Below are 23,276 nucleotides of genomic sequence, written 5' to 3' on the forward strand. Positions count from 1 at the left end.
CCTGCGCAAAGAATGCTGAACAAGATTATCGGGCTTTTGTCTCAATCGCCGGTGTGGAAGCTCATACCTCTAACCCACCGGACAGACAAGATTTTCATCTTATCGCGAAAGTGCCCCGGAGGTGAAATCGCAGTGCGATATCACCTCCGGGGCCCAGTCGTAACAGCTGGTTCCCTTGCGGGAGCCTACTTGGCGCGCTCGATTACCTCGACCAGACGCCACCGCTTGGTAGCGGACAGCGGGCGGGTCTCGCTGATGAGAACGTGATCGCCGATGCCGGCGGTGTTCTCTTCATCGTGGACCTTGACCTTGGTGCTGCGGCGAAGAACCTTGCCGTACAGTGCGTGCTTCACCCGGTCCTCAACCTGGACCGTGATGGTCTTTTCCATCTTGTCCGAGACTACGTAGCCACGACGGGTCTTACGGTAGCCGCGGGCCAGATCGTCCGACGTCGTTGCTTCACTCTTCTGTTCACTCACTTGGCGTCCTCCTTAGAAGCCTCGGTGCCTGCGTCAGGCGTGCCCGCATCCGGGGCGTCTTTGGTGGAGGCCTTCTTGGACTTCTTGGCCTTTTCAGGCTTTGCTTCCTCAACGGGAGCAACATAGTCAGGCCGAATGCCGAGCTCACGCTCACGCATCACCGTGTACAGGCGTGCGATATCGCGCTTCACTGAGCGCAAACGCCCGTGATTTTCCAACTGACCCGTAGCGGACTGGAAGCGAAGGTTGAACAACTCTTCCTTACCCTTGCGGAGTTCTTCGACCAGGCGATCACGATCGAAGCCGTCCAACTGCTCGGATGTCAGTTCCTTTGAACCTATAGCCATGTCTACTCACCACCTTCACGACGCACAATGCGTGCCTTCAACGGCAGCTTGTGGATTGCTAGGCGCAATGCTTCGCGGGCTACCTCTTCTGATACACCGGAGAGTTCGAAAAGAACCCGACCCGGCTTGACGTTGGATACCCACCATTCTGGGGAACCCTTACCGGAACCCATACGGGTTTCAGCAGGCTTCTTGGTCAGTGGGCGGTCGGGATAAATGTTGATCCAGACCTTGCCGCCACGCTTGATGTGGCGGGTCATGGCAATACGTGCAGCTTCAATCTGACGGTTCGTGACGTAAGCCGGGCTCAGTGCCTGGATACCCCACTCACCGAAGCTGACCTCAGTGCCACCGGTTGCAGCGCCGGAACGACCCGGGTGGTGCTGCTTACGGAACTTGACTCGACGAGGGATAAGCATTTAAGCCTGTCCTCCTTCCGCTGCTGCCGGAGCTGCAGCTTCAGCCGGTGCGGCAGTTGCCTGCGCCTCGGTAGGAGCGGAACCGGCCGGGTTACGACGACGACGGTCTGCACCGCGGTCTCCGCCGCGGTCAGCGCCAGCTGGGCCACGGCTCGGACGGTCGCTTCCGCCGCCGCGTCCGCGGGACGGTGCAGCTGCAGCCTGGGCTGCGAGCTCCTTGGCGGTGATGTCGCCCTTGTAGATCCAGACCTTCACGCCGATACGGCCGAAGGTGGTCTTGGCTTCGAAGAAGCCGTAATCGATGTTCGCGCGGAGGGTGTGCAGGGGCACACGGCCTTCACGGTAGAACTCGGAACGGCTCATTTCTGCGCCACCCAGACGGCCGGAACACTGGACACGGATGCCCTTCGCTCCTGCACGCTGTGCCGACTGCATAGCCTTCTTCATCGCCCGGCGGAATGCCACGCGTGAGGAGAGCTGCTCAGCAACGCCCTGGGCAACAAGCTGAGCTTCCATCTCGGGGTTCTTGACCTCGAGGATGTTCAGCTGAACCTGCTTGCCGGTCAGTTTCTCCAGCTCGCCGCGAATGCGGTCTGCTTCGGCGCCGCGGCGGCCGATAACGATGCCGGGACGTGCAGTGTGGATATCCACACGAACACGGTCACGGGTGCGCTCGATCTCTACCTTGGCGATGCCGGCGCGATCCATGCCCGTCGCCATGAGCTGACGGATCTTGATGTCCTCACGGACATAGTCCTTGTACCGCTGACCTGGCTTGTTGCTGTCGGCAAACCAGTGCGAACGGTGGTCCGTGGTGATACCGAGCCTGAACCCATGCGGGTTTACTTTCTGTCCCACTAGCGGACCTGCGCTTTCTCAGGGGTGGCTACTACAACTGTGATGTGGCTAGTCCGCTTCAAAATGCGGAATGCACGGCCCTGGGCGCGCGGTCGGAACCGCTTCATCGTGGGGCCTTCATCAACAAATGCCTCGCTGATGAACAGGTTATCTTCGTCGAATGCGATGCCGTCCCGGTCCGCGAGGACACGGGCGTTGGCGACCGCCGACTGTACTACCTTGAATACCGGCTCTGAAGCTGCCTGCGGGGCGAACTTCAGTATTGCCAGAGCCTCATTCGTCTGCTTTCCACGAACCAGGTTGACGACGCGCCGGGCCTTCATAGGCGTGACACGCGAAAAACGCGCAACTGCCTTGGCTTCCATTGCTTTCCTTCTCTCGTCTTCTGCCGCTCGAGCAGCGCCTAGCGGCGCTTGCCCTTGCGGTCGTCCTTTACATGGCCGCGGAAGGTCCGCGTCGCAGCGAATTCGCCGAGCTTGTGCCCGACCATTGACTCTGTGACAAACACCGGGATGTGCTTGCGCCCGTCGTGCACGGCGATCGTGTGCCCCAGCATGTCGGGGATGATCATTGAGCGGCGGGACCACGTCTTGATGACGTTCTTGGTGCCCTTGTCGTTTTCACGAGCTACCTTCACAAAAAGGTGCTGATCGACGAAGGGGCCTTTCTTCAGGCTGCGTGGCATGTCTCCAGGCTCCTATCGCTTGTTCTTGCCGGAACGACGGCGACGCACAATCAGTGAGTCGCTCTCTTTGTTTTTGCGGCGGGTACGGCCTTCGGCCTTACCGTTCGGGTTCACCGGGTGACGGCCACCAGAGGTCTTACCTTCACCACCACCATGTGGGTGATCAACCGGGTTCATGGCAACGCCACGAACGGTTGGGCGGACGCCCTTCCAGCGCATGCGGCCGGCCTTGCCCCAGTTGATGTTGGACTGTTCTGCGTTTCCAACTTCACCGATGGTGGCCCGGCAGCGAACATCCACGTTGCGGATTTCACCGGATGGGAGACGGAGCTGCGCGAAGCGGCCCTCTTTGGCAACCAGCTGTACTGACGCACCGGCCGAGCGAGCCATCTTGGCCCCGCCGCCTGGACGCAGTTCCACAGCGTGAATCACGGTACCAACCGGGATGTTACGCAGTGGCAGGTTGTTGCCTGGCTTGATGTCAGCACCGGAACCGGCTTCCACCATGTCGCCCTGCTTCAGGCGGTTAGGTGCAACGATGTAGCGCTTGGTGCCGTCAACGTAGTGGAGCAACGCGATGCGAGCCGTGCGGTTGGGATCGTATTCGATCTCAGCAACGCGGGCGTCAACGCCGTCCTTGTCGTGGCGACGGAAGTCAATCAGGCGGTACTGGCGCTTGTGGCCACCACCCTTGTGACGGGTCGTGATCTTGCCGGTGTTGTTACGTCCACCCTTTTTAGGGAGGGGACGCACCAGGGACTTCTCCGGTGTCGACCGAGTGATTTCTGCGAAGTCAGCAACGCTTGAACCGCGACGGCCAGGCGTTGTTGGCTTGTATTTACGAATAGCCATGTGTCATTTCCTCGTTAAAGTGGTCTCCGCCCTAACCGAGCGGACCGCCGAAGATGTCGATCGTTCCTTCTTTGAGGGTCACGATGGCACGCTTGGTGCCCTTACGCTGCCCCCAGCCGAAGCGGGTGCGCTTGCGCTTACCCGAACGATTGAGTGTGTTGATCGAATCGACCTTGACGGAGAAAATCTTCTCCACGGCCAACTTGATCTCTGTCTTGTTCGAGCGAGGGTCGACCAGGAAGGTGTACTTACCTTCGTCGATCAGGCCATAGCTCTTTTCCGAAACGACCGGCGCAAGGACGACGTCGCGGGGATCTTTGGAGATGGTCGCGCTCACTTGGCGTCCTCCGTAGCTGTTGTGCTCTCGTCAGCATCTACGGTCGAGTCAGCTGACCCGACGAACGTGTCGTAAGCGGCCTTCGTGAAGATCACGTCGTCGGAAACCAGCACGTCATAGGTGTTGAGCTGGTCAACATAGAGGACGTGTACTTCCGGGACGTTCCGCACGGACAGAGCCGTGAGATCGTTGGCGCGCTCGATAACGATGAGCAAGTTTGGACGCTCCGAGATGCTGCGAAGCGCTTCGATTGCACCCTTGGTGGACGGCTTGTCGCCGGATACCAGGGACTCGAGGACGTGGATACGACCGTTGCGTGCCCGATCAGAGAGGGCACCGCGCAGAGCGGCAGCCTTCATCTTCTTGGGGGTGCGCTGGCTGTAATCGCGTGGGGTGGGTCCGTGTACGACGCCGCCACCGGTCATGTGAGGGGCGCGGATCGAACCCTGACGGGCGCGACCTGTTCCCTTCTGCTTGAACGGCTTGCGGCCGGCGCCGGATACCTCTGCGCGGGTCTTCGTCTTGTGCGTACCCTGACGGGCAGCAGCAAGCTGAGCTACAACAACCTGGTGCAGCAAGGGCACGTTGGTCTGCGTGTCGAAGATCTCCGCTGGGAGATCGACGTTGACGGTGTTGACAACTGAGTTCGTGACCATATTGGTCATGCTCCCTTCACGGCGGTACGCACGAGGACGACCTGGCCGCGGGCGCCGGGAACGGCACCCTTGATCAGCAGCAGCGACTTCTCGACATCCACAGCGTGAACTGTGAGGCTCAGAGTGGTCTGACGAACGGCACCCATACGGCCTGCCATTTTCATACCCTTGAAGACGCGGCTAGGGGTGGACGCGCCACCGATAGAGCCGGGCTTGCGGTGGTTCTTGTGGGCACCGTGGGATGCGCCGACGCCGTGGAAGCCGTGACGCTTCATGACACCTGCGAAGCCCTTGCCCTTGGTGGTGCCGATGACGTCGACCTTCTGGCCGGCTTCGAAGATCTCAACAGAGAGCTCCTGGCCCAGCGAGTAGGTGTCAGCATCGGAGGTACGCAGCTCAACTACGTGGCGGCGCGGTGTGACGCCAGCCTTTTCGAAGTGACCGGCCAGTGGCTTGGTCACCTTGCGAGGGTCGATCTGGCCGAAGCCGATCTGGACAGCTGTGTAGCCGTCCTGGTCCGCTGAGCGGAGCTGGGTAATGACGTTGGAGTCAGCCTGGACGACGGTAACCGGTACCAGCAGGTTGTTTTCGTCCCAGACCTGGGTCATTCCGAGCTTGGTGCCCAGAAGACCCTTTACCTGACGCGTAAGTGAAGTAGACATTATGATCCGCTCTCCCTTACAGCTTGATTTCGATGTTCACGTCCGCAGGCAGGTCGAGACGCATCAGCGAATCAACGGCCTTGGGCGTGGGGTCAATGATGTCGATCAGACGCTTGTGAGTACGCATTTCAAAGTGCTCGCGGCTGTCCTTGTATTTGTGCGGTGAGCGGATAACGCAGTACACGTTCTTCTCCGTCGGCAGGGGCACTGGGCCAACTACCGTAGCGCCTGCGCGCGTCACCGTCTCAACGATCTTCCGTGCTGATACGTCGATGACCTCGTGGTCATACGACTTCAGCCGGATGCGGATTTTTTGTCCCGCCATGGCGTCTCGACTCTCTCTCTCAAGAATTCTTGAATATCTGTCAGTTCCTGCACGTGCTGCGCCCGTTGCACTGGCGCTCCTCCCACAGACTGAATCCGGAAGTTTCCGGGTTCCTCACCCTGTGGAGGTACCGACCCCCGCGCTCGGGCGTGTCGCGGATTTTCTGCAAACTGATCCCTCTGTTTGCTTCCACGTTTCCAGCCGAACTGAAATGGGGGTGGTTATATTTGGGCTAACCGCCCGGCGAACACTGACCCTGCATCAGGCATTATCCTGATCGGGACGGTATCTCAAACCGCGCGCGCAAGCGCTTGAACAACTTGTCCAGTTTGCCAGATATCAGGGCATAAGGCGAATCCACGCGGCGACACGCCCCCGGATAGTGAACTTTGCAGGCACCCACCTTCAAAATAGTGGTCAGGCCGCAGAATCGCCGTCGGGCAACCACTCCCCTGCCCCTCCGCCACTATGCTGCGAACCAAACTGCAGCTGGACCATTCCTTCGGCCCGTTCCCGGCCTCTCCCCCACGGGTGAACGCGGCCCAAACCCGACAGAGCGGCCGAAAGCGGCTGGCGCAGCACACATACCTGGGGCGTTTGCCGTTTTCTGCTGCGCTGGTCGGGTTCTACCGCTTCCATCTGAGTGGGCTTCCAGCAATCAATCCCTTGGAGACCAGCAAAGAGAGCAGCCGCTGCGGTTTGTTGACATCCTCCCAGACCCAGCGCACCACAGTAAAACCGAGGGCACGCAGCCGATCTTCGCGGATCTTTTCATCGACCACCACCTGGCTGGCGCTACGTCCGCCCATGTACTCGGGCTTCTGGTATTTGATGAGGCCGTCGAACTCACCAATCAGCCCCCGTTCCCGCCAATAGAAGTCCGTCTGGGCGACGAAGCCCTGGGCATCGCGGAACGTCTTCTGAAGTTCGGGCGGCTGGATCCCGAACAGGGCCATGAGCGCCCGGCTGGCGGACTCCCCCGGGGATTCCGACGCCGGATCGCCAAAGTCCAGCACCATGCCAAACCGATGGTTCGCCGCCGCCGTCCCCAGACATTGCGCTGCGGTCCGTAACTGGACCGGGTCAGTCCTGTTCCGCCGGAGTGAGTCATCCAGCGCGACGACGGCGCTGGGGAAGGTGGTCTCAGTGGCCAGAGCCAAAAGCGTGTAGTTCAACGAGGTCGCGCGTAGACCATCCAACCGTACCTTTGCCGGCTCGTAGTCATCCGTAAAATGGCGGCGGATATCCTTCCGCGACCTGTCGGACCGACGGCCCTCCTGTTGCGTGTGAACCACGCGGGGGACACCCAGAATTGGTATTGAATGAATCAGGGCTGCAGACTCGTGGGAGAAAAGCGGCGGTCGCTGGGCGCTGAGGTTTACTGCCAGGACCAACATCCGATACCTGTCCCAGCGGTCCAGGTTGTGCCATACCTCGGCCCCCAGGTAGATGCCGTGCCTCACCCGGACCAGGGTGCCGGCTCTGCATTGACGCTGCAGTTGGGTGGGGTCCACGCCTTGCAGTGCCAGTTCCGAGGAAGTCCTCAGGTGGTTACGCAATTCGAGCATACGATTCATACCCCGAGTGTGGCGCGCCAGCGACCGGCCAGGGTGCAACGTCGTCGTTTTGTGGACAACGCTCCCCCGGCCAGCGTCCCGGAACTCTTCTCCCGCAGCCGAAAACGTCCTGCGCTGCGGTAATCGGCAAGCGCTGCAGCTATAGGTGGGGCGGATGCCGATATGTACTGCGCCCGCCGACACCTGCTGCGCCATCAAAAGACCGACGCGAGGGCAAACTCAAAAAGGAAAGGCCCCGCTGCAACTGCAGCGGGGCCTTTCCTCAGTGACTCGTGAAGAGTTACTTGATGATCTTGGTAACGCGTCCTGAGCCTACGGTGCGGCCGCCTTCGCGGATAGCGAAGCCGAGGCCTTCTTCCATAGCGATTGGCTGGATGAGCGCAACGGTCATCTCAGTGTTATCGCCAGGCATAACCATTTCAGTACCCTCGGGGAGAGTAATGACACCGGTGACGTCAGTTGTACGGAAGTAGAACTGAGGGCGGTAGTTGGAGTAGAACGGGTTGTGACGCCCGCCTTCGTCCTTTGCCAGGATGTAGACGTTGGCATCGAAATCGGTGTGCGGGGTGATTGAACCCGGCTTGACGATAACCTGTCCACGCTCAACATCTTCGCGCTTGATTCCGCGGAGCAGGAGACCACAGTTCTCGCCTGCCCATGCTTCGTCGAGCTGCTTGTGGAACATCTCGATACCGGTAACCGTGGTCTTCTGGACCGGACGGATGCCGACGATCTCGATTTCCGAGTTGATCTTCAGGGTTCCACGCTCGGCGCGGCCCGTAACAACGGTGCCACGGCCAGTGATGGTGAAGACGTCTTCAACAGGCATCAGGAACGGCTTGTCCTTGTCGCGGACTGGGTCCGGAACGCTGTTGTCGACTGCGTCCATCAGGTCCTCAACGGACTTGACCCACTCGGGATCGCCCTCAAGTGCCTTCAGGCCGGAGACGCGCACAACTGGTGCCTCGTCGCCGTCGAAGCCCTGCGCGCTGAGCAGCTCGCGGACCTCCATCTCGACGAGATCAAGCAGTTCCTCGTCGTCGACCATGTCGGACTTGTTCAGCGCGACCAGCAGGTAGGGAACGCCAACCTGGCGGGCGAGCAGAACGTGCTCGCGGGTCTGAGCCATCGGGCCGTCGGTCGCAGCAACCACGAGGATTGCTCCGTCCATCTGTGCGGCACCGGTGATCATGTTCTTGATGTAGTCAGCGTGGCCGGGAGCGTCTACGTGTGCGTAGTGGCGCTTCTCGGTCTGGTACTCAACATGCGAGATGTTGATGGTGATGCCGCGCTGCTTCTCCTCGGGGGCCGAGTCGATGGACGCGAAGTCGCGTGCCTCGTTGAGATTGGGGTACTTGTCGTACAGCACCTTGGAAATGGCAGCCGTCAACGTCGTCTTTCCATGGTCAACGTGACCGATGGTTCCGATGTTAACGTGCGGCTTAGTCCGCTCGAACTTTGCCTTCGCCACGGGTTCCTCCTAGAACGTTTTGAGAAGATTTGCTTCCCAGCCGCGCTGTTCGCGGCTGAAACTGTTGCAAGTCTACTGGGGGCTTTTACTTTGATGAAATTACTGCATGCTGCAGGAGCCGGATGGCTCCTGCAGCTGGTCTGCGGAAAAGTTATTCGCCGCGGGTCTTCTGGATGATCTCGTCGGCAACTGCCTTCGGAACTTCCGAGTAGCTGTCGAACTTCATCGAGTACACCGCGCGGCCCTGGGTCTTCGACCGCAGGTCACCGATGTATCCGAACATACCCGACAGGGGCACCATGGCCTTGATGACCTTGACACCGCTGGCGTCCTCCATGGACTGCATCTGGCCACGACGTGAGTTGAGGTCACCGATAACTTCACCCATGTATTCCTCAGGGGTGCGGACTTCAACTTCCATCAATGGTTCGAGCAGGACAGGATTAGCCATCCGTGCCGCTTCCTTGAACGCCATCCGGCCAGCGATCTTGAACGCCATTTCGGACGAGTCAACATCGTGGTAAGCGCCGTCGAGCAGCACAGCCTTGATGCCGACAACCGGGTAACCGGCCAAGACGCCGTCGTTGAGGGCATCCTGGATGCCCGCGTCGACGCTGGGGATGTATTCGCGAGGGATACGACCACCGGTGACTTTGTTGTCGAACGCGTACAGGACGCCGTCTTCAACTTCCATCGGCTCGATGGCGATCTGGATCTTCGCGAACTGACCCGATCCACCCGTCTGCTTCTTGTGGGTGTAGTCGTGCTTGGCGACGGCGCGCTTGATCGTCTCGCGGTAAGCAACCTGGGGCTTGCCCACGTTGGCTTCGACGCGGAACTCGCGGCGCATGCGGTCCACCAGGATGTCCAGGTGAAGCTCGCCCATGCCGGCGATGATCGTCTGGCCAGTGTCAACGTTGAGGGAGACCTGGAAGGTCGGGTCCTCAGCGGAGAGCTTCTGGATAGCCGTTGACAGCTTCTCCTGGTCACCCTTGGTCTTCGGTTCAATCGCAACCGAGATCACTGGGTCGGGGAAGCTCATCGACTCGAGCACGATCTGGTTGGCACTGTCCGACAGCGTGTCGCCGGTGGTGGTGTCTTTCAGACCGATGGCTGCGTAGATGTGACCTGCAAGGGCTTCCTCAACGGGGATTTCCTTGTTGGCGTGCATCTGGAACAGCTTGCCGATGCGCTCCTTCTTGTTCTTCGTGGAGTTGGTCACCTGCGTGCCAGCCGAAATCTGGCCGGAGTACACGCGGATGAACGTCAACTGTCCGAAGAACGGGTGGGTAGCCACCTTGAAGGCCAGAGCCGAGAACGGCTCTTCGGTGCTCGGCTTGCGAGTCAGTTCGATTTCCTCGTCCCGCGGATCGTGACCGATCATCGGGGGAACATCCAGTGGATTCGGGAGGTAGTCGACAACAGCGTCAAGCATCGGCTGAACGCCGCGGTTCTTGAACGCTGAGCCACACAGGACCGGGTAGATCTCCGAAGCAATGGTGAGCTTACGGATTCCAGCCTTGATCTCGGCAACCGAAGGTTCTTCGCCGGCGAGGTACTTCTCCATGAGTTCGTCGTCAGCTTCGGCAACGGCTTCGAGCAGACGCGCCCGGTAGTCGTTAGCCTTCTCCACGAGGTCAGCCGGGATCTCTTCGATCTCGTACTTGGCACCCATGGTGACGTCACCCTTGGAGTCGCCGCGCCAGGTCAGCGCGCGCATTTCCACGAGGTCGATGACGCCTTCGAAGTCGTTCTCCGCGCCGATTGGCAGCTGGATGACCAGCGGCTTGGCGCCGAGACGGCTGATGATGGTGTCAACGGTGAAGTAGAAGTCGGCGCCCAGCTTGTCCATCTTGTTGACGAAGCAGATACGGGGAACTTCATACTTGTCAGCCTGGCGCCAGACGGTCTCGGACTGCGGTTCTACGCCTTCCTTGCCGTCGAACACTGCCACTGCACCGTCGAGGACGCGCAATGAGCGCTCAACCTCTACCGTGAAGTCGACGTGGCCCGGGGTGTCGATGATGTTGATCTGGTTGTTGTTCCAGAAGCAGGTCACGGCGGCGCTCGTGATGGTGATGCCGCGTTCCTTTTCCTGTTCCATCCAGTCAGTCGTGGAGGCGCCGTCGTGCGTCTCGCCGATCTTGTGGTTTACACCCGTGTAGAACAGGATGCGCTCGGTAGTAGTGGTCTTGCCGGCATCAATGTGGGCCATGATGCCGATATTGCGGACCTTGTTGAGGTCGGTAAGCACGTCCTGTGCCACGGTGTCTCCCTTATTCTTGGGTTTCTAGAAGTCGGAGTCTGGTTACCAGCGGTAGTGTGCGAAGGCCTTGTTCGACTCAGCCATCTTGTGCGTGTCCTCGCGGCGCTTGACAGCTGCACCGAGACCGTTGGAAGCATCCAGGATCTCGTTCATGAGGCGCTCGGTCATCGTCTTCTCGCGGCGAGCCTTCGAGTAGCCAACGAGCCACCGCAGGGCGAGTGCCATGGAGCGGCCGGGCTTGACCTCGACGGGGACCTGGTAGGTCGCTCCGCCGACTCGGCGGGAGCGGACCTCGAGGGAAGGCTTGACGTTGTCCATTGCCTTCTTGAGTGCTGCGACAGGATCGCCGCCGCTCTTGGCGCGGGCACCCTCAAGTGCGCCGTACACGATGCGTTCTGCAGTGGACTTTTTGCCGTCGACGAGTACCTTGTTGATCAGCTGAGTGACCAGTGGGGAACCGTAAACGGGATCTACAACTAGCGGCCGCTTAGGGGCCGGGCCCTTACGTGGCATTACTTCTTCTCCATCTTCGCGCCGTAGCGGCTACGAGCCTGCTTGCGGTTCTTGACACCCTGGGTATCAAGCGCACCACGGACGATCTTGTAACGGACACCGGGCAGATCCTTCACACGACCACCGCGCACCAGCACGATGGAGTGTTCCTGAAGGTTGTGACCGACACCTGGGATGTAAGCGGTAACTTCGATGCCGCCGTTGAGGCGCACACGGGCGACCTTACGGAGCGCCGAGTTCGGCTTCTTGGGGGTGGTCGTGTAAACGCGGGTGCAAACGCCGCGCTTCATGGGGCTGCCCTTCAGTGCGGGCGCCTTGGTCTTGACGACCTTAGGTGTCCGGCCCTTACGGACCAGCTGGTTAATAGTAGGCACTTCTGCGTTCTCCGTAATGTCTAGAGATATTGGCTGTCGTTTGCGCCGAACCCACACATGTAAGCCGTCGCGACTTGACCGTAGGCGTGCGAAAATGTGGCATTCGTTGTACAAGTTCCCTACAACGCGGAGATACGTCCGTCAAGACGCCGATCCTCTGCCACACAAACAATTACCACTACTCTACCAGAGATCGCTTAGCGCTTAGACGCGCCCCAGGAGTCCCAACTTCTGCTGGCCGCTCCCCCACCCAGGGCGGAAGGGTTTAACGCGGCAAGCCCCGCCCACCCGAAGGTGTGCGGGGCCTGCTGCTTCAGTATCTTCTAGCGGATCGCCTAGCGGAACTCGGAACCCATGTCGTAGTCATCCAGTGGGATGGCGTGGAACTCGGGTGTCATCGAACCTTCGACGCCTGCATAGTCAAAGTCGCTGAAAGCGCTCGGACCAGTAAACAGGTTGGCCTTTGCTTCTTCTGTCGGTTCGACGGTGATCTTCGTGTAGCGGTCCAGGCCAGTTCCGGCCGGGATCAGCTTACCGATGATCACGTTTTCCTTCAGACCCAGCAGAGGGTCGCTCTTGCCTTCCATGGCGGCCTGCGTCAGAACGCGGGTGGTCTCCTGGAAGGATGCGGCTGACAGCCACGACTCGGTGGCGAGCGACGCCTTGGTGATACCCATGAGCTCGGGACGGCCTGAAGCCGGCTTCTTGCCCTCGGATACCACTCGACGGTTCTCGTCCTCGAAGCGACGGCGTTCTGCCAGCTCTCCGGGGAGGAGGTTCGATTCACCTGACTCGATCACCGTGACGCGGCGAAGCATCTGGCGAACGATGACCTCGACGTGCTTGTCGTGGATGCCTACACCCTGGCTGCGGTACACGGTCTGTACCTCATCGACCAGGAATTCCTGTGCCTTACGAGGGCCGAGGATCCGGAGGATCTGCTTCGGATCGACAGCACCAAAGACCAGCTGCTGTCCAACCTCAACATGCTCGCCATCAGTGACCAGCAGGCGCGCACGCCGCAGGACTGGGTAGGCGATTTCCTCGGAGCCATCGTCGGGGGTGACAACCAGCCGAAGCTGCTTCTCGCCGTCCTCGATGTTGACGCGACCCGCGACCTCGGAGATCGGAGCGACACCCTTGGGGGTACGCGCTTCGAAGAGCTCTTGGATACGAGGCAGACCCTGGGTGATGTCTTCCGCCGACGCGATACCGCCGGTGTGGAATGTACGCATGGTCAGCTGCGTGCCTGGCTCACCGATGGACTGTGCAGCGATGATGCCAACCGCCTCACCGATGTCGACCGTCTTGCCGGTAGCCAGAGAGCGGCCGTAGCAGAGGGCGCAGGTACCGACCTTCGACTCACAGGTGAGCACGGAGCGCACCTTGATGTCAGTCACACCGGCAGCGAACAGCTCGCCGATCAGGACGTCGCCGACGTCGGAACCGGCTGGTGCGAGCACCTTGCCCTTGGAGTCAACAACTTCGCTGGCCAGGGTGCGTGCGTACGCAGAGTTCTCGACCTCTTCGTGCAGCACCAGCTCACCGTCGCTGTTCGGCACCGCAATGGTGACGTTCAGCCCACGCTCGGTACCACAGTCGTCTTCGCGAACGATGACGTCCTGCGACACGTCCACCAGACGACGGGTCAGGTAACCCGAGTTGGCGGTACGCAGAGCGGTATCTGCCAGACCCTTACGGGCACCGTGCGTTGCGATGAAGTACTCCAGCACCGACAGGCCCTCACGGTAGGAGGACTTGATCGGACGAGGGATGATCTCACCCTTGGGGTTCGCTACCAGACCACGGATACCCGCAATCTGACGGACCTGGAGCCAGTTACCACGCGCACCGGAGGAAACCATACGGTTGATGGTGTTGTCCTTCGGCATGGCGCCGCGCATGGACTCGGCGACCTCGTTGGTTGCCTTGTTCCAGATGTCGATCAGTTCCTGACGACGTTCCTCATCAGCGATGAGGCCCTTGTCGAACTGGGACTGGACCTTGGCGGCCTGCTTTTCGTAGACCTCCATGATGCCGGCCTTGTTGATCGGCGCGGAGATATCGGAGATGGCCACGGTGACACCGGAGCGGGTTGCCCAGTAGAAACCGGCATCCTTCAGGTTATCCAGCGTTGCCGCCGTGACAACCTTCGGGTACCGCTCGGCGAGATCGTTGACGATGGTGGACAGCTGTCCCTTATCGGCAACCTTCTCAACCCAGGGGTAGTCAGCGGGCAGCGTCTCGTTGAACAGCACCTGTCCGAGGGAGGTTTCGATCAGCGCGGGAGTTCCTTCAACCCAGCCTTCGGGCGCAGCGACATCAGCGCTGGGCACGAAGTTCGGAATCCGGATCCGCACTACCGAGTTCAGGTGCAGGACACCCATGTCGAAGGCCATGATGGCTTCGGCCGGGGTGCTGAAGACACGACCCTCGCCTGCTGAACCTTCACGCTTGGTGGTGAGGTGGTGCAGGCCGATGATCATATCCTGCGAAGGCAGGGTCACCGGACGGCCGTCCGAAGGCTTCAGGATGTTGTTCGAGGAGAGCATCAGGATGCGCGCCTCGGCCTGGGCCTCAGGGCTCAGGGGCAGGTGAACTGCCATCTGGTCGCCGTCGAAGTCAGCGTTGAACGCGCCACAAACGAGTGGGTGCAGCTGAAGGGCCTTACCTTCAACCAGCTGTGGTTCGAACGCCTGGATACCCAACCGGTGCAGGGTAGGTGCGCGGTTAAGCAGGACAGGGTGCTCAGTGATGATCTCTTCGAGAACATCCCAGACCTGCGGGCGGTAACGCTCAACCATCCGCTTGGCGCTCTTGATGTTCTGCGCGTGGTTGAGGTCAACCAGACGCTTCATCACGAACGGCTTGAAGAGTTCCAGCGCCATCTGCTTGGGCAGACCACACTGGTGCAGCTTCAGCTGAGGGCCGACGACGATCACCGAACGACCCGAGTAGTCAACGCGCTTACCCAGAAGGTTCTGGCGGAACCGACCCTGCTTGCCCTTGAGCATGTCAGAGAGCGACTTCAGCGGGCGGTTGCCTGGTCCGGTGACCGGGCGGCCACGACGACCGTTGTCGAACAGGGAGTCAACAGCTTCCTGGAGCATCCGCTTTTCGTTGTTGACGATGATCTCGGGTGCACCGAGATCGAGCAGGCGCTTCAGGCGGTTGTTGCGGTTGATCACGCGGCGGTACAGGTCGTTGAGGTCGGAGGTCGCGAAGCGGCCACCGTCCAGCTGGACCATGGGGCGCAGTTCCGGTGGGATCACTGGGACTGCATCGAGCACCATGCCGAGTGGGCTGTTGGTGGTGGTGAGGAACGCGTTGACGACCTTCAGTCGCTTCAGAGCCCGCGTCTTACGCTGGCCCTTACCGTTCTGAATGATGTCGCGGAGCATTTCGGCCTCGGCGGGCATGTCGAAGTTCTCAAGACGCTTCTTGATTGCTTCGGCGCCCATCGAGCCCTCGAAGTACAGTCCGTAACGGTCGCGCAGCTCGCGGTAGAGGCCCTCGTCGCCTTCAAGGTCTGCGACCTTGAGGCTCTTGAACCGGTCCCAGACCTGCTCGAAGCGTTCGATTTCGATGTCAGCGCGCTTACGCACGTTGGCCATCTGGCGGTCAGCCGAGTCGCGAGCTTTCTTCTTCTCGGCAGCCTTGGCGCCTTCACCCTCAAGCCGGGCAACCTCATCCTCAAGGTCCTTGGCAATGGTGGCGATGTCGGAGTCGCGCTGGTCGATCATTTGCTTCTTCTCAAGGTCGTGCTCGGCCTGGAGGTTCGGCAGTTCAGCGTGACGGTTTTCCTCGTCGACTGAGGTGATCATGTAGGCAGCGAAGTAGATGACCTTCTCGAGGTCCTTCGGTGCGAGGTCCAGCAGGTAGCCCAAGCGCGAGGGAACGCCCTTGAAGTACCAGATGTGGGTGACGGGAGCTGCAAGCTCGATGTGTCCCATGCGCTCACGGCGTACCTTGGCGCGGGTTACTTCGACGCCACAACGCTCACAAATGATGCCCTTGAAGCGGACACGCTTGTACTTGCCGCAGTAGCATTCCCAGTCGCGGGAAGGTCCGAAGATCTTCTCGCAGAAGAGGCCGTCTTTCTCAGGCTTGAGGGTACGGTAATTGATGGTTTCCGGCTTCTTGACCTCGCCAAAAGACCAACCACGGATTTCGTCCGCAGTGGCAAGGCCGATTCGCATGAGGCCGAAGGAGGATTCGCTGGACATATGGTCCCTGTTCTCTCTTTGTTCTCTAAATTCTTGAAGTCTTCATAAGGGGCGGGGAGGAGGCGTTCACGGGGTCACTGGTCCTCGCAGACCTGGCGACCACCGGCGCCATCCGGACCGGTGTTCGAGGGAGCGGCCTTTAATATTTCTAGGCCGTCCGCGGCCGACGAAATTTCGTTGGCCGCTTTTCGAACACCGGTTCGGGTGAACTAAACTTCCTCGACAGAACTTGGCTCGGCCCGTGACAGGTCGATGCCCAGTTCCTCCGCGGCCCGGAAGACTTCTTCATCCGAGTCACGCATCTCTATCGTGGTTCCGTCAGTGGAAAGTACTTCCACGTTCAGGCACAACGACTGCATTTCCTTGATCAGCACCTTGAAGGACTCGGGGACACCCGGCTCTGGGATGTTCTCACCCTTCACGATCGCTTCGTAGACCTTCACGCGGCCGTGGATATCATCCGACTTGATCGTCAGAAGTTCCTGCAGCGTGTAGGCGGCGCCGTAGGCCTCGAGGGCCCAGACTTCCATTTCACCGAAGCGCTGTCCGCCGAACTGTGCCTTACCACCCAGCGGCTGCTGCGTGATCATGGAGTACGGTCCGGTGGAACGTGCGTGGATCTTGTCGTCCACCAGGTGGTGCAGCTTCAGGATGTACATGTAGCCGACCGAAATGGGGTCCGGGAACGGCTCGCCGGAGCGACCGTCAAAGAGCAACGCCTTGCCGGATCCGCCGATGAGGCGGTTTCCGTCGCGGGTTTCCCGGGTGGAGTTCATCAGACCAACGATTTCGTCCTCTGTTGCGCCGTCGAAGACGGGGGTTGCAACAGTGGTCGAACCGCTTTCGCGGGGCAGGTTCGGGAGGTTCTTCAACCATTCCGGCTCGCCATCGATCTTCCAGCCCTGCTTGGCCACCCAACCGAGGTGGATTTCCAGGACCTGGCCGACGTTCATTCGACCTGGGACACCCAGCGGGTTCAGCACGATATCGACGGGGGTTCCGTCTTCCATGAACGGCATGTCCTCGATCGGCAGGATCTTGGAGATGACGCCCTTGTTACCGTGGCGGCCAGCCAGCTTGTCGCCGTCGGTGATCTTACGCTTCTGAGCCACGTAGACGCGGACCAGCTGGTTCACGCCGGGGGGCAGCTCGTCGTCGTTGTCGCGATCGAAGATGCGCACACCGATAACTGTTCCGGACTCGCCGTGGGGAACCTTCAGTGACGTGTCGCGAACCTCGCGGCTCTTCTCACCGAAGATGGCCCGCAGCAGACGCTCCTCAGGGGTCAGCTCAGTTTCACCCTTGGGAGTGACACGGCCAACCAGGATGTCGCCAGCTTCAACCTCGGCACCGATGTGGATGATGCCACGCTCGTCCAGGGCCCCAAGGACCTCTTCGGAGACGTTCGGGATGTCGCGGGTGATTTCCTCGGCACCAAGCTTGGTGTCGCGGGCGTCAACCTCGTGCTCCTCGATGTGAATCGAGGTCAGCACGTCGTCGGAGACGATGCGCTGGGAGAGGATGATCGCGTCCTCGAAGTTGTGACCTTCCCAGGACATGAACGCAACGAGCATGTTCTTGCCCAGTGCGAGCTCACCCTGGTCGGTGGACGGACCGTCGGCGATCATCGTGTTGTACTCGACCCGGTCACCCTCGGAGACCAGCACGCGCTGGTTGTACGCGTTGCCCTGGTTGGAGCGTGCGAACTTCATGATCGGGTAGTTGGTCTCGGTGCCGTCGTCGTTGAGGATGCTCACCAGATCGGCTGAGACCTCCTTGACAACGCCAGCCTTCGTGGCGGTGACAGCGTCACCGGCGTCGACTGCTGCGTTCTTCTCCATGCCGGTGCCCACGAGGGGACGCTCGGAACGGAGCAGGGGAACAGCCTGACGCTGCATGTTCGCACCCATCAGGGCACGGTTCGCGTCATCGTGTTCCAGGAACGGGATCATGGCCGTAGCCACCGACACCATCTGGCGCGGGGAGACGTCCATGTACTCGACCTCGATGGCCTCGACCAGAACGGGCTCGCCCGAACCGCCTCGGGTACGCACCAGAACCGTAGGCTCGATGAAGTTACCCTTGCCGTCGAGAGGCGCGTTCGCCTGAGCAATCAGGCGCTCCACCTCGTCGTCGGCGGTGAGGTAGTCAATCTGCTCGGTGACGATTCCGCCGACTACCTTGCGGTACGGGGTTTCGATGAAGCCGAACGTGTTGATGCGTCCGTAGGATGCCAGCGAACCGATCAGACCAATGTTCGGTCCTTCAGGGGTTTCGATGGGGCACATACGACCGTAGTGGGACGGGTGAACGTCACGAACTTCCATGCCTGCGCGGTCACGGGACAAACCGCCCGGGCCCAGCGCTGACAGGCGACGCTTGTGCGTCAGGCCGGCCAGAGGGTTGTTCTGATCCATGAACTGCGACAGCTGGGACGTTCCGAAGAACTCCTTGATCGCCGCAACTACTGGACGGATGTTGATCAGGGTCTGAGGTGTGATGGCCTCAACGTCCTGCGTGGTCATCCGCTCGCGGACAACGCGCTCCATCCGGGACAGGCCGGTGCGGACCTGGTTCTCGATGAGCTCGCCGACCGCACGGATGCGTCGGTTACCGAAGTGGTCGATGTCATCGACCTCAACGCGCAGTTCGACGTCGCCGCCGTCGCGCTTGCCGGTCAGAGTCTTCTCGTTGGCGTGCAGGGCCACCAGGAACTTGATCATCGCGACAATGTCGTCAATGTTCAGGACCGAAGCGTCCTTGTCGTCAAGGCTCTTGTCGATACCCAGCTTGCGGTTGATCTTGTAACGACCAACCTTGGCCAGGTCGTAGCGCTTGGGGTTGAAGTACAGGTTGTCGAGCAGCGTCTTGGCAGCCTCGACTGTGGGGGGCTCTCCCGGGCGAAGCTTCCGGTAGATATCCAGCAACGCGTCTTCCTGGGTTTCGGTGGTGTCTTTCTCCATGGTGGCGCGGATGGAGTCGTACTCGCCGAAGGTTTCGAGGATCTGGCCCTCGGTCCAGCCCAGCGCCTTCAGGAGCACTGTGACTGACTGCTTGCGCTTACGGTCAAGGCGGACGCCGACCTGGTCGCGCTTGTCGATTTCGAGTTCAAACCAGGCACCACGTGACGGGATGATCTTCGCGCTGAAGATGTCCTTGTCACTGGTCTTGTCGGCGGTGCGCTCGAAGTAGGCACCCGGTGAACGGACCAGCTGTGAAACGACGACACGCTCGGTGCCGTTAATCACAAACGTGCCCTTCTCCGTCATCAACGGGAAGTCGCCCATGAACACTGTCTGCTGCTTGATTTCGCCAGTGTTGTTGTTCATGAACTCGGCCTTGACATACAGAGGGGCCGCGTACGTAGCGTCGCGGTCCTTGCACTCAGCCATGGTGTATTTCGGATCGGCGAACTCCGGCTCCGAGAAACTCAGGGACATGGTGCCCTGGAAATCCTCGATCGGGGAGATCTCTTCAAAGATGTCAGCGAGACCGGATGTGGAGGCCACACCCTGCAGCTTCAGCTCCAGGGCTTCCTGCACGCGCGCCTTCCAGCGATCGTTTCCAACCAGCCAGTCGAAACTGTCAGTTTGGAGCGCGAGGAGGTTAGGAACGTCCAGCGGTTCGTGAATCTTTGCGAATGAAAGCCGGGTGGAGACGCCTTCGGCGTCGACCTGGCTGGTAGCGGTTGCATTATTAGAGGTGCTCGAGGCGACCAAGAGGGATCCTTCCACAGACCTTCGGCTTGTTCAGCTATATCCGCCCTCTTTGCACTGCCATCGCGTATCAACGCGAGGATTGTGTGTGCGAACCAGGAGCCTGCGGTCAATGACCGGACAGTAAATCTGCCGTTAAATGACTAACGCAAGACAAAGCCCACCGCTATATGAAGGCCGAGGTTAAGAGGAAAGACGCAAATATCTACTGTACTGCAGAGCTCCCGTCCTGTCCAGCCCGGGTGTGGTATACGTAATCCGGGTCAGCCTGCCTGGGTCACCCAGATCAGGAGCATGGTCACCAGGAATCCGGTGAGGAAGTTCAGCCTGATGAAGCGCCGCCATCCCCGGTTGGCAGTTTCGCAGTGCTCATCGCTGAGGTTGGCGTACGGCAGGATACTGAGGATGTAGGGCAGGGCCAGCAGCCCACCCAGCGTCGCTGGCCACGGCGCCAGCAGCATCAGCAAGCCGCTCACCAGATAGGCGCCGACGGCGAACCGCACCACCGCACGCGCGCCCAGGACCGTGGCGATCGATGCAATGCCGCCTTCGCGGTCGGCCTGGATGTCCTGGACGGCACCGAACGCCTGGCTGGCGATGCCCCACAGGAAGAACGCCCCGAGCACCGCCCAGAGCCCGGCGTCGAAGGTGGCGCCGGCCAGGACCAGCCCAAACACTGCGGGGCTGACAAAGTGGGTGCTCGACGTGACCGAGTCGATGAACGGCCGTTCCTTGAACCTCAGACCCGGCGCGCTGTAGGCGACGACGGCGAACACACTCACTGCGAGTACCAGTGCCGAGAGCGGATGCCCCAGCACCAGCAGCACGGCCAGGAACGGAGCGTTGGTGAGTACTGCAGCCCACAGGGTGATGCGGTGGAACCGGCGGTCGAGGACTGCCCCCTCGACGCCGCCCTTGCGTGGGTTGCGGAGGTCCGACTCGTAGTCGAAGACGTCATTGATGCCGTACATCGCGAGGTTGTAGGGAATCAGGAAGTACAGCGTCCCGATGACGAAGGCCACGTCGATGGTTCCGGTGGTGAGAAAGTAGGCGGCGGCGAAGGGGAACGCCGTGTTGACCCAGGAAACCGGGCGCGAGGACAGCAACAGCATCCGCGCCACCCCCGTGTGGCCGGTCCCGGCCTGCGCACTCATGGGCTGGCCTGCTCAGGCGAGCGGGTGGAGGAGGACGGGGTGAAGAGGGTCCACAGTGCCGGCAGCAGCACTACGGCCGCCAACGGGTAGGCGAAGTCTTCGACGGGCGCAACGCCCACAAACACGCCGGAGATCCATTCAGAGTTGTAGCCAAAAAATCCCAGCCGGATCATCAGGTTGTCGAAAACCGCTGTGAGCGCCAGCAGGATGATTGCCGACAGCCCTACCGCACGCCAGGAAAGCGTAGCCGCAGTGTCGGGAGCTGCCGGCGAGCCGGTCGCTGACGCCCCGGTACGACGACGGGAGCTCACCACCGCTGCGACGGCGACGATGGCGACGGGGATCAGGAAGATCGCGTTGAGGGTCCAGTACGTCACTGAGCCACCCGCGTTCGTGTCTCGATGGTCCGTTTCATCAGCAGGTAGATGTTCATCGCCATCCAGCAGAGGAAGGTCAGGAAGAACAACTCCTCCAGGGGAAGTTCGGGTGCCAGCATGGCGCCGATCATGAACTCGGAGTCACCTTTATAGAAGATGTCCAGCCCTATTCCGCCCAGGTCCCAGGCCAGGAAGAACCCCACTCCCACGGCCAGGACCAGTCCTGCCCGGCGGGGCGCTGCCCAGAAGAACAATCCGTACCGGTAATCCATCAGGGCTGCACACGCCAGTCCGCCGAGCAGGGAGACCAGGTACAGGGCACTGATCATTGTCTGCCCTTGCTTTCGGCGACCAATGGAGCAGCACCTGGGGCGACCAGCGGCTCGGCCAGCGGACCGGTGCTGGTGTCGGAGCGCAGCCGTTTGATCAGCAGTTCGGCGCTGATCAAACACATCGGGATGCCGATGCCGGGGATGGTTGAGCTGCCCGCATAGTAGAGCCCTTCCACCTTGCGGCTCTTGTTGCGGCCCCTGAAGAACGCGCTCTGCTTCAGCACGTGCGCCGGGCCCAGCGAAGTGCCTTGCCAGGCGTTGAAGTCCCCCACGAAATCCTGCGGCCCGTAGGTCCGGCGCACCACAATCCGGTCGGCGAGGTCGGGGATGTCCGCCCACTTGCTGATCTGGTCAATCACCGTGTCGGCGAGGCTTTCGATGCGCCGGTCCCCCGCACCGCCGATCCCGCCGGCGCCCAGCCCTGGATCAGCCGGCAGCGGGACCAGGACAAACACGTTTTCGTGACCCTGTGGGGCCACCCCGGGGTCGGTGGCGCTGGGCCGGCACACGTACAGCGACGCCGGGGTCGGCACTGAGGTGGTCTTGCCGAAGATCCGGGAGAAGTTGTCTTCCCAGTCCGCGGTGAACAGAAGTGTGTGGTGTTCCAGTTCGGGCAACTGCCCCTTGACTCCCAGGTACAGGAGCAGGGCGCTGGGCCCTGCGGTCCGCCCGGACCAGTACTTCTCCGGGTAGGTCTGGTCGGCGGGCTGCAGAAGCTGCGTCTCGGCGTGGTGCAGATCGTTGGCGGCGACCACCGTGTCTGCGGGGGTGGTGTGCTCGGTGCCGTCGGCCGACACCCAGCGGACGCCGGTCACCCGGGCCTTTTGGGACCGGCCATCGCCGGGCAGGGTGAGGATCTGTTCCACCCGGGCGCCGGTGATGACCTCGACGTTCCTCGATCGGGCCTGGGAGTCGATGGCCTCGGTCAGCCGGGTGAAACCGCCCATCGGGTACAGGACGCCGTCGTCGAGATCCAGGTGGCTCATCAGGTGGTACATGCTGGGGGCTTCGAACGGGGATGTGCCCAGGAAGACCGCCGGGTAGCCGAGGATCTGTCGCAACCGGTTATCGGTCACCGTTGCGGCAGCGAGCTTGGACAGCGGTTGCAGGAGCAGGCGCACCAGCTTCGGGACACGGCTGAGCACATCGGGGCGGAGCAGGGGCAGGAAGGACTGAAAGGTGGTGTAGAGGAACCGGCGGGTGGCCATGGTGTACGTTTCGCCGGCCGAATCCAGGTACTTTTCCAGGGCCTCCCCCGCACCGGGTTCGACGTCGTTGAACAGCTTGACGACGTCGGCCCGCTCAGCGGGAACGTTGATGGGCTCGGTGTGCCCCTCGGAATACACCCGGTACCCCGGATCCAGTTTGACCAGTTCCAGGTGGTCGGCCGCGCTGGTGCCAAGGAGCCTGAAGAAATGGTCGATCACCTCGGGCATGAGGTACCAGGACGGCCCGGTGTCGAACCTGAACCCGTCGCTCTCCCATAGCCCGGCGCGGCCCCCGGTGGCCGCCTGCTTTTCGAGCACGGTGACGGTGTGCCCCTCCTCAGCAAGCAGCGCGGCCGACGCGAGGCCGGCGATCCCGCCGCCAATGACTACTACGTTCCGGCGTGGGCCGTTCAGGGGTGCGTGCGCGTTCATGGCAGCCTTC

Annotated in this window: 22 protein-coding genes; all 22 read right to left on the minus strand. The window is 61.0% G+C overall.

The features are described from left to right. Window positions 1-185: 185 nt before the first annotated feature. The 22 genes from rpsQ to crtI all read right to left on the minus strand — a co-directional run bounded on the left by rpsQ (window position 186) and on the right by crtI (window position 23,266). Window positions 186-479 carry a 30S ribosomal protein S17 gene (rpsQ, locus tag ACX80T_RS07660; RefSeq protein ID WP_019481502.1) on the minus strand — a complete coding sequence of 98 codons (294 nt, stop codon included), beginning with the start codon at window positions 477-479 and terminating at the stop codon, window positions 186-188. Further along, on the minus strand, window positions 476-826 hold the full coding sequence (rpmC, locus tag ACX80T_RS07665) for a 50S ribosomal protein L29 (protein WP_019481501.1): 351 nt from the start codon (window positions 824-826) through the stop codon (window positions 476-478). The genes rpsQ and rpmC overlap by 4 nt, the downstream gene beginning before the upstream one ends. Before the next feature lie 2 nt (window positions 827-828). Beyond that, on the minus strand, window positions 829-1,245 hold the full coding sequence (gene rplP, locus ACX80T_RS07670; protein WP_019481500.1) for a 50S ribosomal protein L16: 417 nt from the start codon (window positions 1,243-1,245) through the stop codon (window positions 829-831). Continuing rightward, window positions 1,246-2,103: a 30S ribosomal protein S3 gene (gene rpsC / locus ACX80T_RS07675; protein ID WP_019481499.1), complete on the minus strand. Its 858-nt coding sequence runs from the start codon at window positions 2,101-2,103 to the stop codon at window positions 1,246-1,248. Next, window positions 2,103-2,468: a 50S ribosomal protein L22 gene (gene rplV, locus ACX80T_RS07680; RefSeq protein WP_019481498.1), complete on the minus strand. Its 366-nt coding sequence runs from the start codon at window positions 2,466-2,468 to the stop codon at window positions 2,103-2,105. Before rplV ends, rpsC begins: the two co-directional genes overlap by 1 nt. A gap of 38 nt (window positions 2,469-2,506) precedes the next feature. Next, on the minus strand, window positions 2,507-2,788 hold the full coding sequence (gene rpsS, locus ACX80T_RS07685) for a 30S ribosomal protein S19 (RefSeq protein WP_019481497.1): 282 nt from the start codon (window positions 2,786-2,788) through the stop codon (window positions 2,507-2,509). 12 nt (window positions 2,789-2,800) lie between these two features. After that, window positions 2,801-3,640, minus strand: coding sequence for a 50S ribosomal protein L2 (gene rplB / locus ACX80T_RS07690; protein WP_024475620.1), 840 nt, complete (start codon window positions 3,638-3,640; stop codon window positions 2,801-2,803). Between the two features lie 31 nt (window positions 3,641-3,671). Then, complete coding sequence (rplW, locus tag ACX80T_RS07695) at window positions 3,672-3,977, minus strand: 50S ribosomal protein L23 (RefSeq protein WP_019481495.1); 306 nt, start codon at window positions 3,975-3,977, stop codon at window positions 3,672-3,674. Further along, entirely contained in the window at window positions 3,974-4,642 is a 669-nt protein-coding gene (gene rplD, locus ACX80T_RS07700) for a 50S ribosomal protein L4 (protein ID WP_019481494.1), read from the minus strand. Before rplD ends, rplW begins: the two co-directional genes overlap by 4 nt. Next, entirely contained in the window at window positions 4,639-5,295 is a 657-nt protein-coding gene (rplC, locus tag ACX80T_RS07705) for a 50S ribosomal protein L3 (RefSeq protein ID WP_024475622.1), read from the minus strand. The genes rplD and rplC overlap by 4 nt, the downstream gene beginning before the upstream one ends. 16 nt (window positions 5,296-5,311) lie before the next feature. Continuing rightward, window positions 5,312-5,620 carry a 30S ribosomal protein S10 gene (gene rpsJ, locus ACX80T_RS07710; RefSeq protein ID WP_003803825.1) on the minus strand — a complete coding sequence of 103 codons (309 nt, stop codon included), beginning with the start codon at window positions 5,618-5,620 and terminating at the stop codon, window positions 5,312-5,314. A 626-nt stretch (window positions 5,621-6,246) separates the two neighbouring features. After that, window positions 6,247-7,197, minus strand: a complete 951-nt coding sequence (locus ACX80T_RS07715; RefSeq protein WP_192813045.1) for a type IV toxin-antitoxin system AbiEi family antitoxin domain-containing protein — start codon at window positions 7,195-7,197, stop codon at window positions 6,247-6,249. 280 nt (window positions 7,198-7,477) lie between these two features. Then, window positions 7,478-8,668: an elongation factor Tu gene (gene tuf, locus ACX80T_RS07720; protein WP_019481491.1), complete on the minus strand. Its 1,191-nt coding sequence runs from the start codon at window positions 8,666-8,668 to the stop codon at window positions 7,478-7,480. 151 nt (window positions 8,669-8,819) lie between these two features. Further along, window positions 8,820-10,934, minus strand: coding sequence for an elongation factor G (gene fusA / locus ACX80T_RS07725; RefSeq protein WP_019481490.1), 2,115 nt, complete (start codon window positions 10,932-10,934; stop codon window positions 8,820-8,822). Window positions 10,935-10,976: 42 nt separating this feature from the next. Continuing rightward, window positions 10,977-11,447 carry a 30S ribosomal protein S7 gene (rpsG, locus tag ACX80T_RS07730; protein ID WP_019481489.1) on the minus strand — a complete coding sequence of 157 codons (471 nt, stop codon included), beginning with the start codon at window positions 11,445-11,447 and terminating at the stop codon, window positions 10,977-10,979. After that, a complete protein-coding gene (gene rpsL / locus ACX80T_RS07735) occupies window positions 11,447-11,821 on the minus strand; it encodes a 30S ribosomal protein S12 (RefSeq protein ID WP_019481488.1) in 375 nt (124 codons plus the stop codon). Before rpsL ends, rpsG begins: the two co-directional genes overlap by 1 nt. 335 nt (window positions 11,822-12,156) lie before the next feature. After that, window positions 12,157-16,047, minus strand: a complete 3,891-nt coding sequence (locus ACX80T_RS07740; RefSeq protein WP_019481487.1) for a DNA-directed RNA polymerase subunit beta' — start codon at window positions 16,045-16,047, stop codon at window positions 12,157-12,159. A 209-nt stretch (window positions 16,048-16,256) separates the two neighbouring features. Continuing rightward, window positions 16,257-19,766, minus strand: coding sequence for a DNA-directed RNA polymerase subunit beta (gene rpoB / locus ACX80T_RS07745; protein ID WP_019481486.1), 3,510 nt, complete (start codon window positions 19,764-19,766; stop codon window positions 16,257-16,259). 260 nt (window positions 19,767-20,026) lie between these two features. Beyond that, window positions 20,027-20,917 carry a prenyltransferase gene (locus ACX80T_RS07750; protein ID WP_459304112.1) on the minus strand — a complete coding sequence of 297 codons (891 nt, stop codon included), beginning with the start codon at window positions 20,915-20,917 and terminating at the stop codon, window positions 20,027-20,029. Next, window positions 20,914-21,294, minus strand: coding sequence for a lycopene cyclase domain-containing protein (locus ACX80T_RS07755; RefSeq protein WP_459304113.1), 381 nt, complete (start codon window positions 21,292-21,294; stop codon window positions 20,914-20,916). The genes ACX80T_RS07750 and ACX80T_RS07755 overlap by 4 nt, the downstream gene beginning before the upstream one ends. Then, on the minus strand, window positions 21,291-21,623 hold the full coding sequence (locus ACX80T_RS07760) for a lycopene cyclase domain-containing protein (RefSeq protein WP_019481483.1): 333 nt from the start codon (window positions 21,621-21,623) through the stop codon (window positions 21,291-21,293). Before ACX80T_RS07760 ends, ACX80T_RS07755 begins: the two co-directional genes overlap by 4 nt. Next, on the minus strand, window positions 21,620-23,266 hold the full coding sequence (gene crtI / locus ACX80T_RS07765; protein WP_459304114.1) for a phytoene desaturase family protein: 1,647 nt from the start codon (window positions 23,264-23,266) through the stop codon (window positions 21,620-21,622). The genes ACX80T_RS07760 and crtI overlap by 4 nt, the downstream gene beginning before the upstream one ends. Between the last annotated feature and the right edge of the window lie 10 nt (window positions 23,267-23,276).

Source organism: Arthrobacter sp. Sr33, from assembly GCF_054511195.1.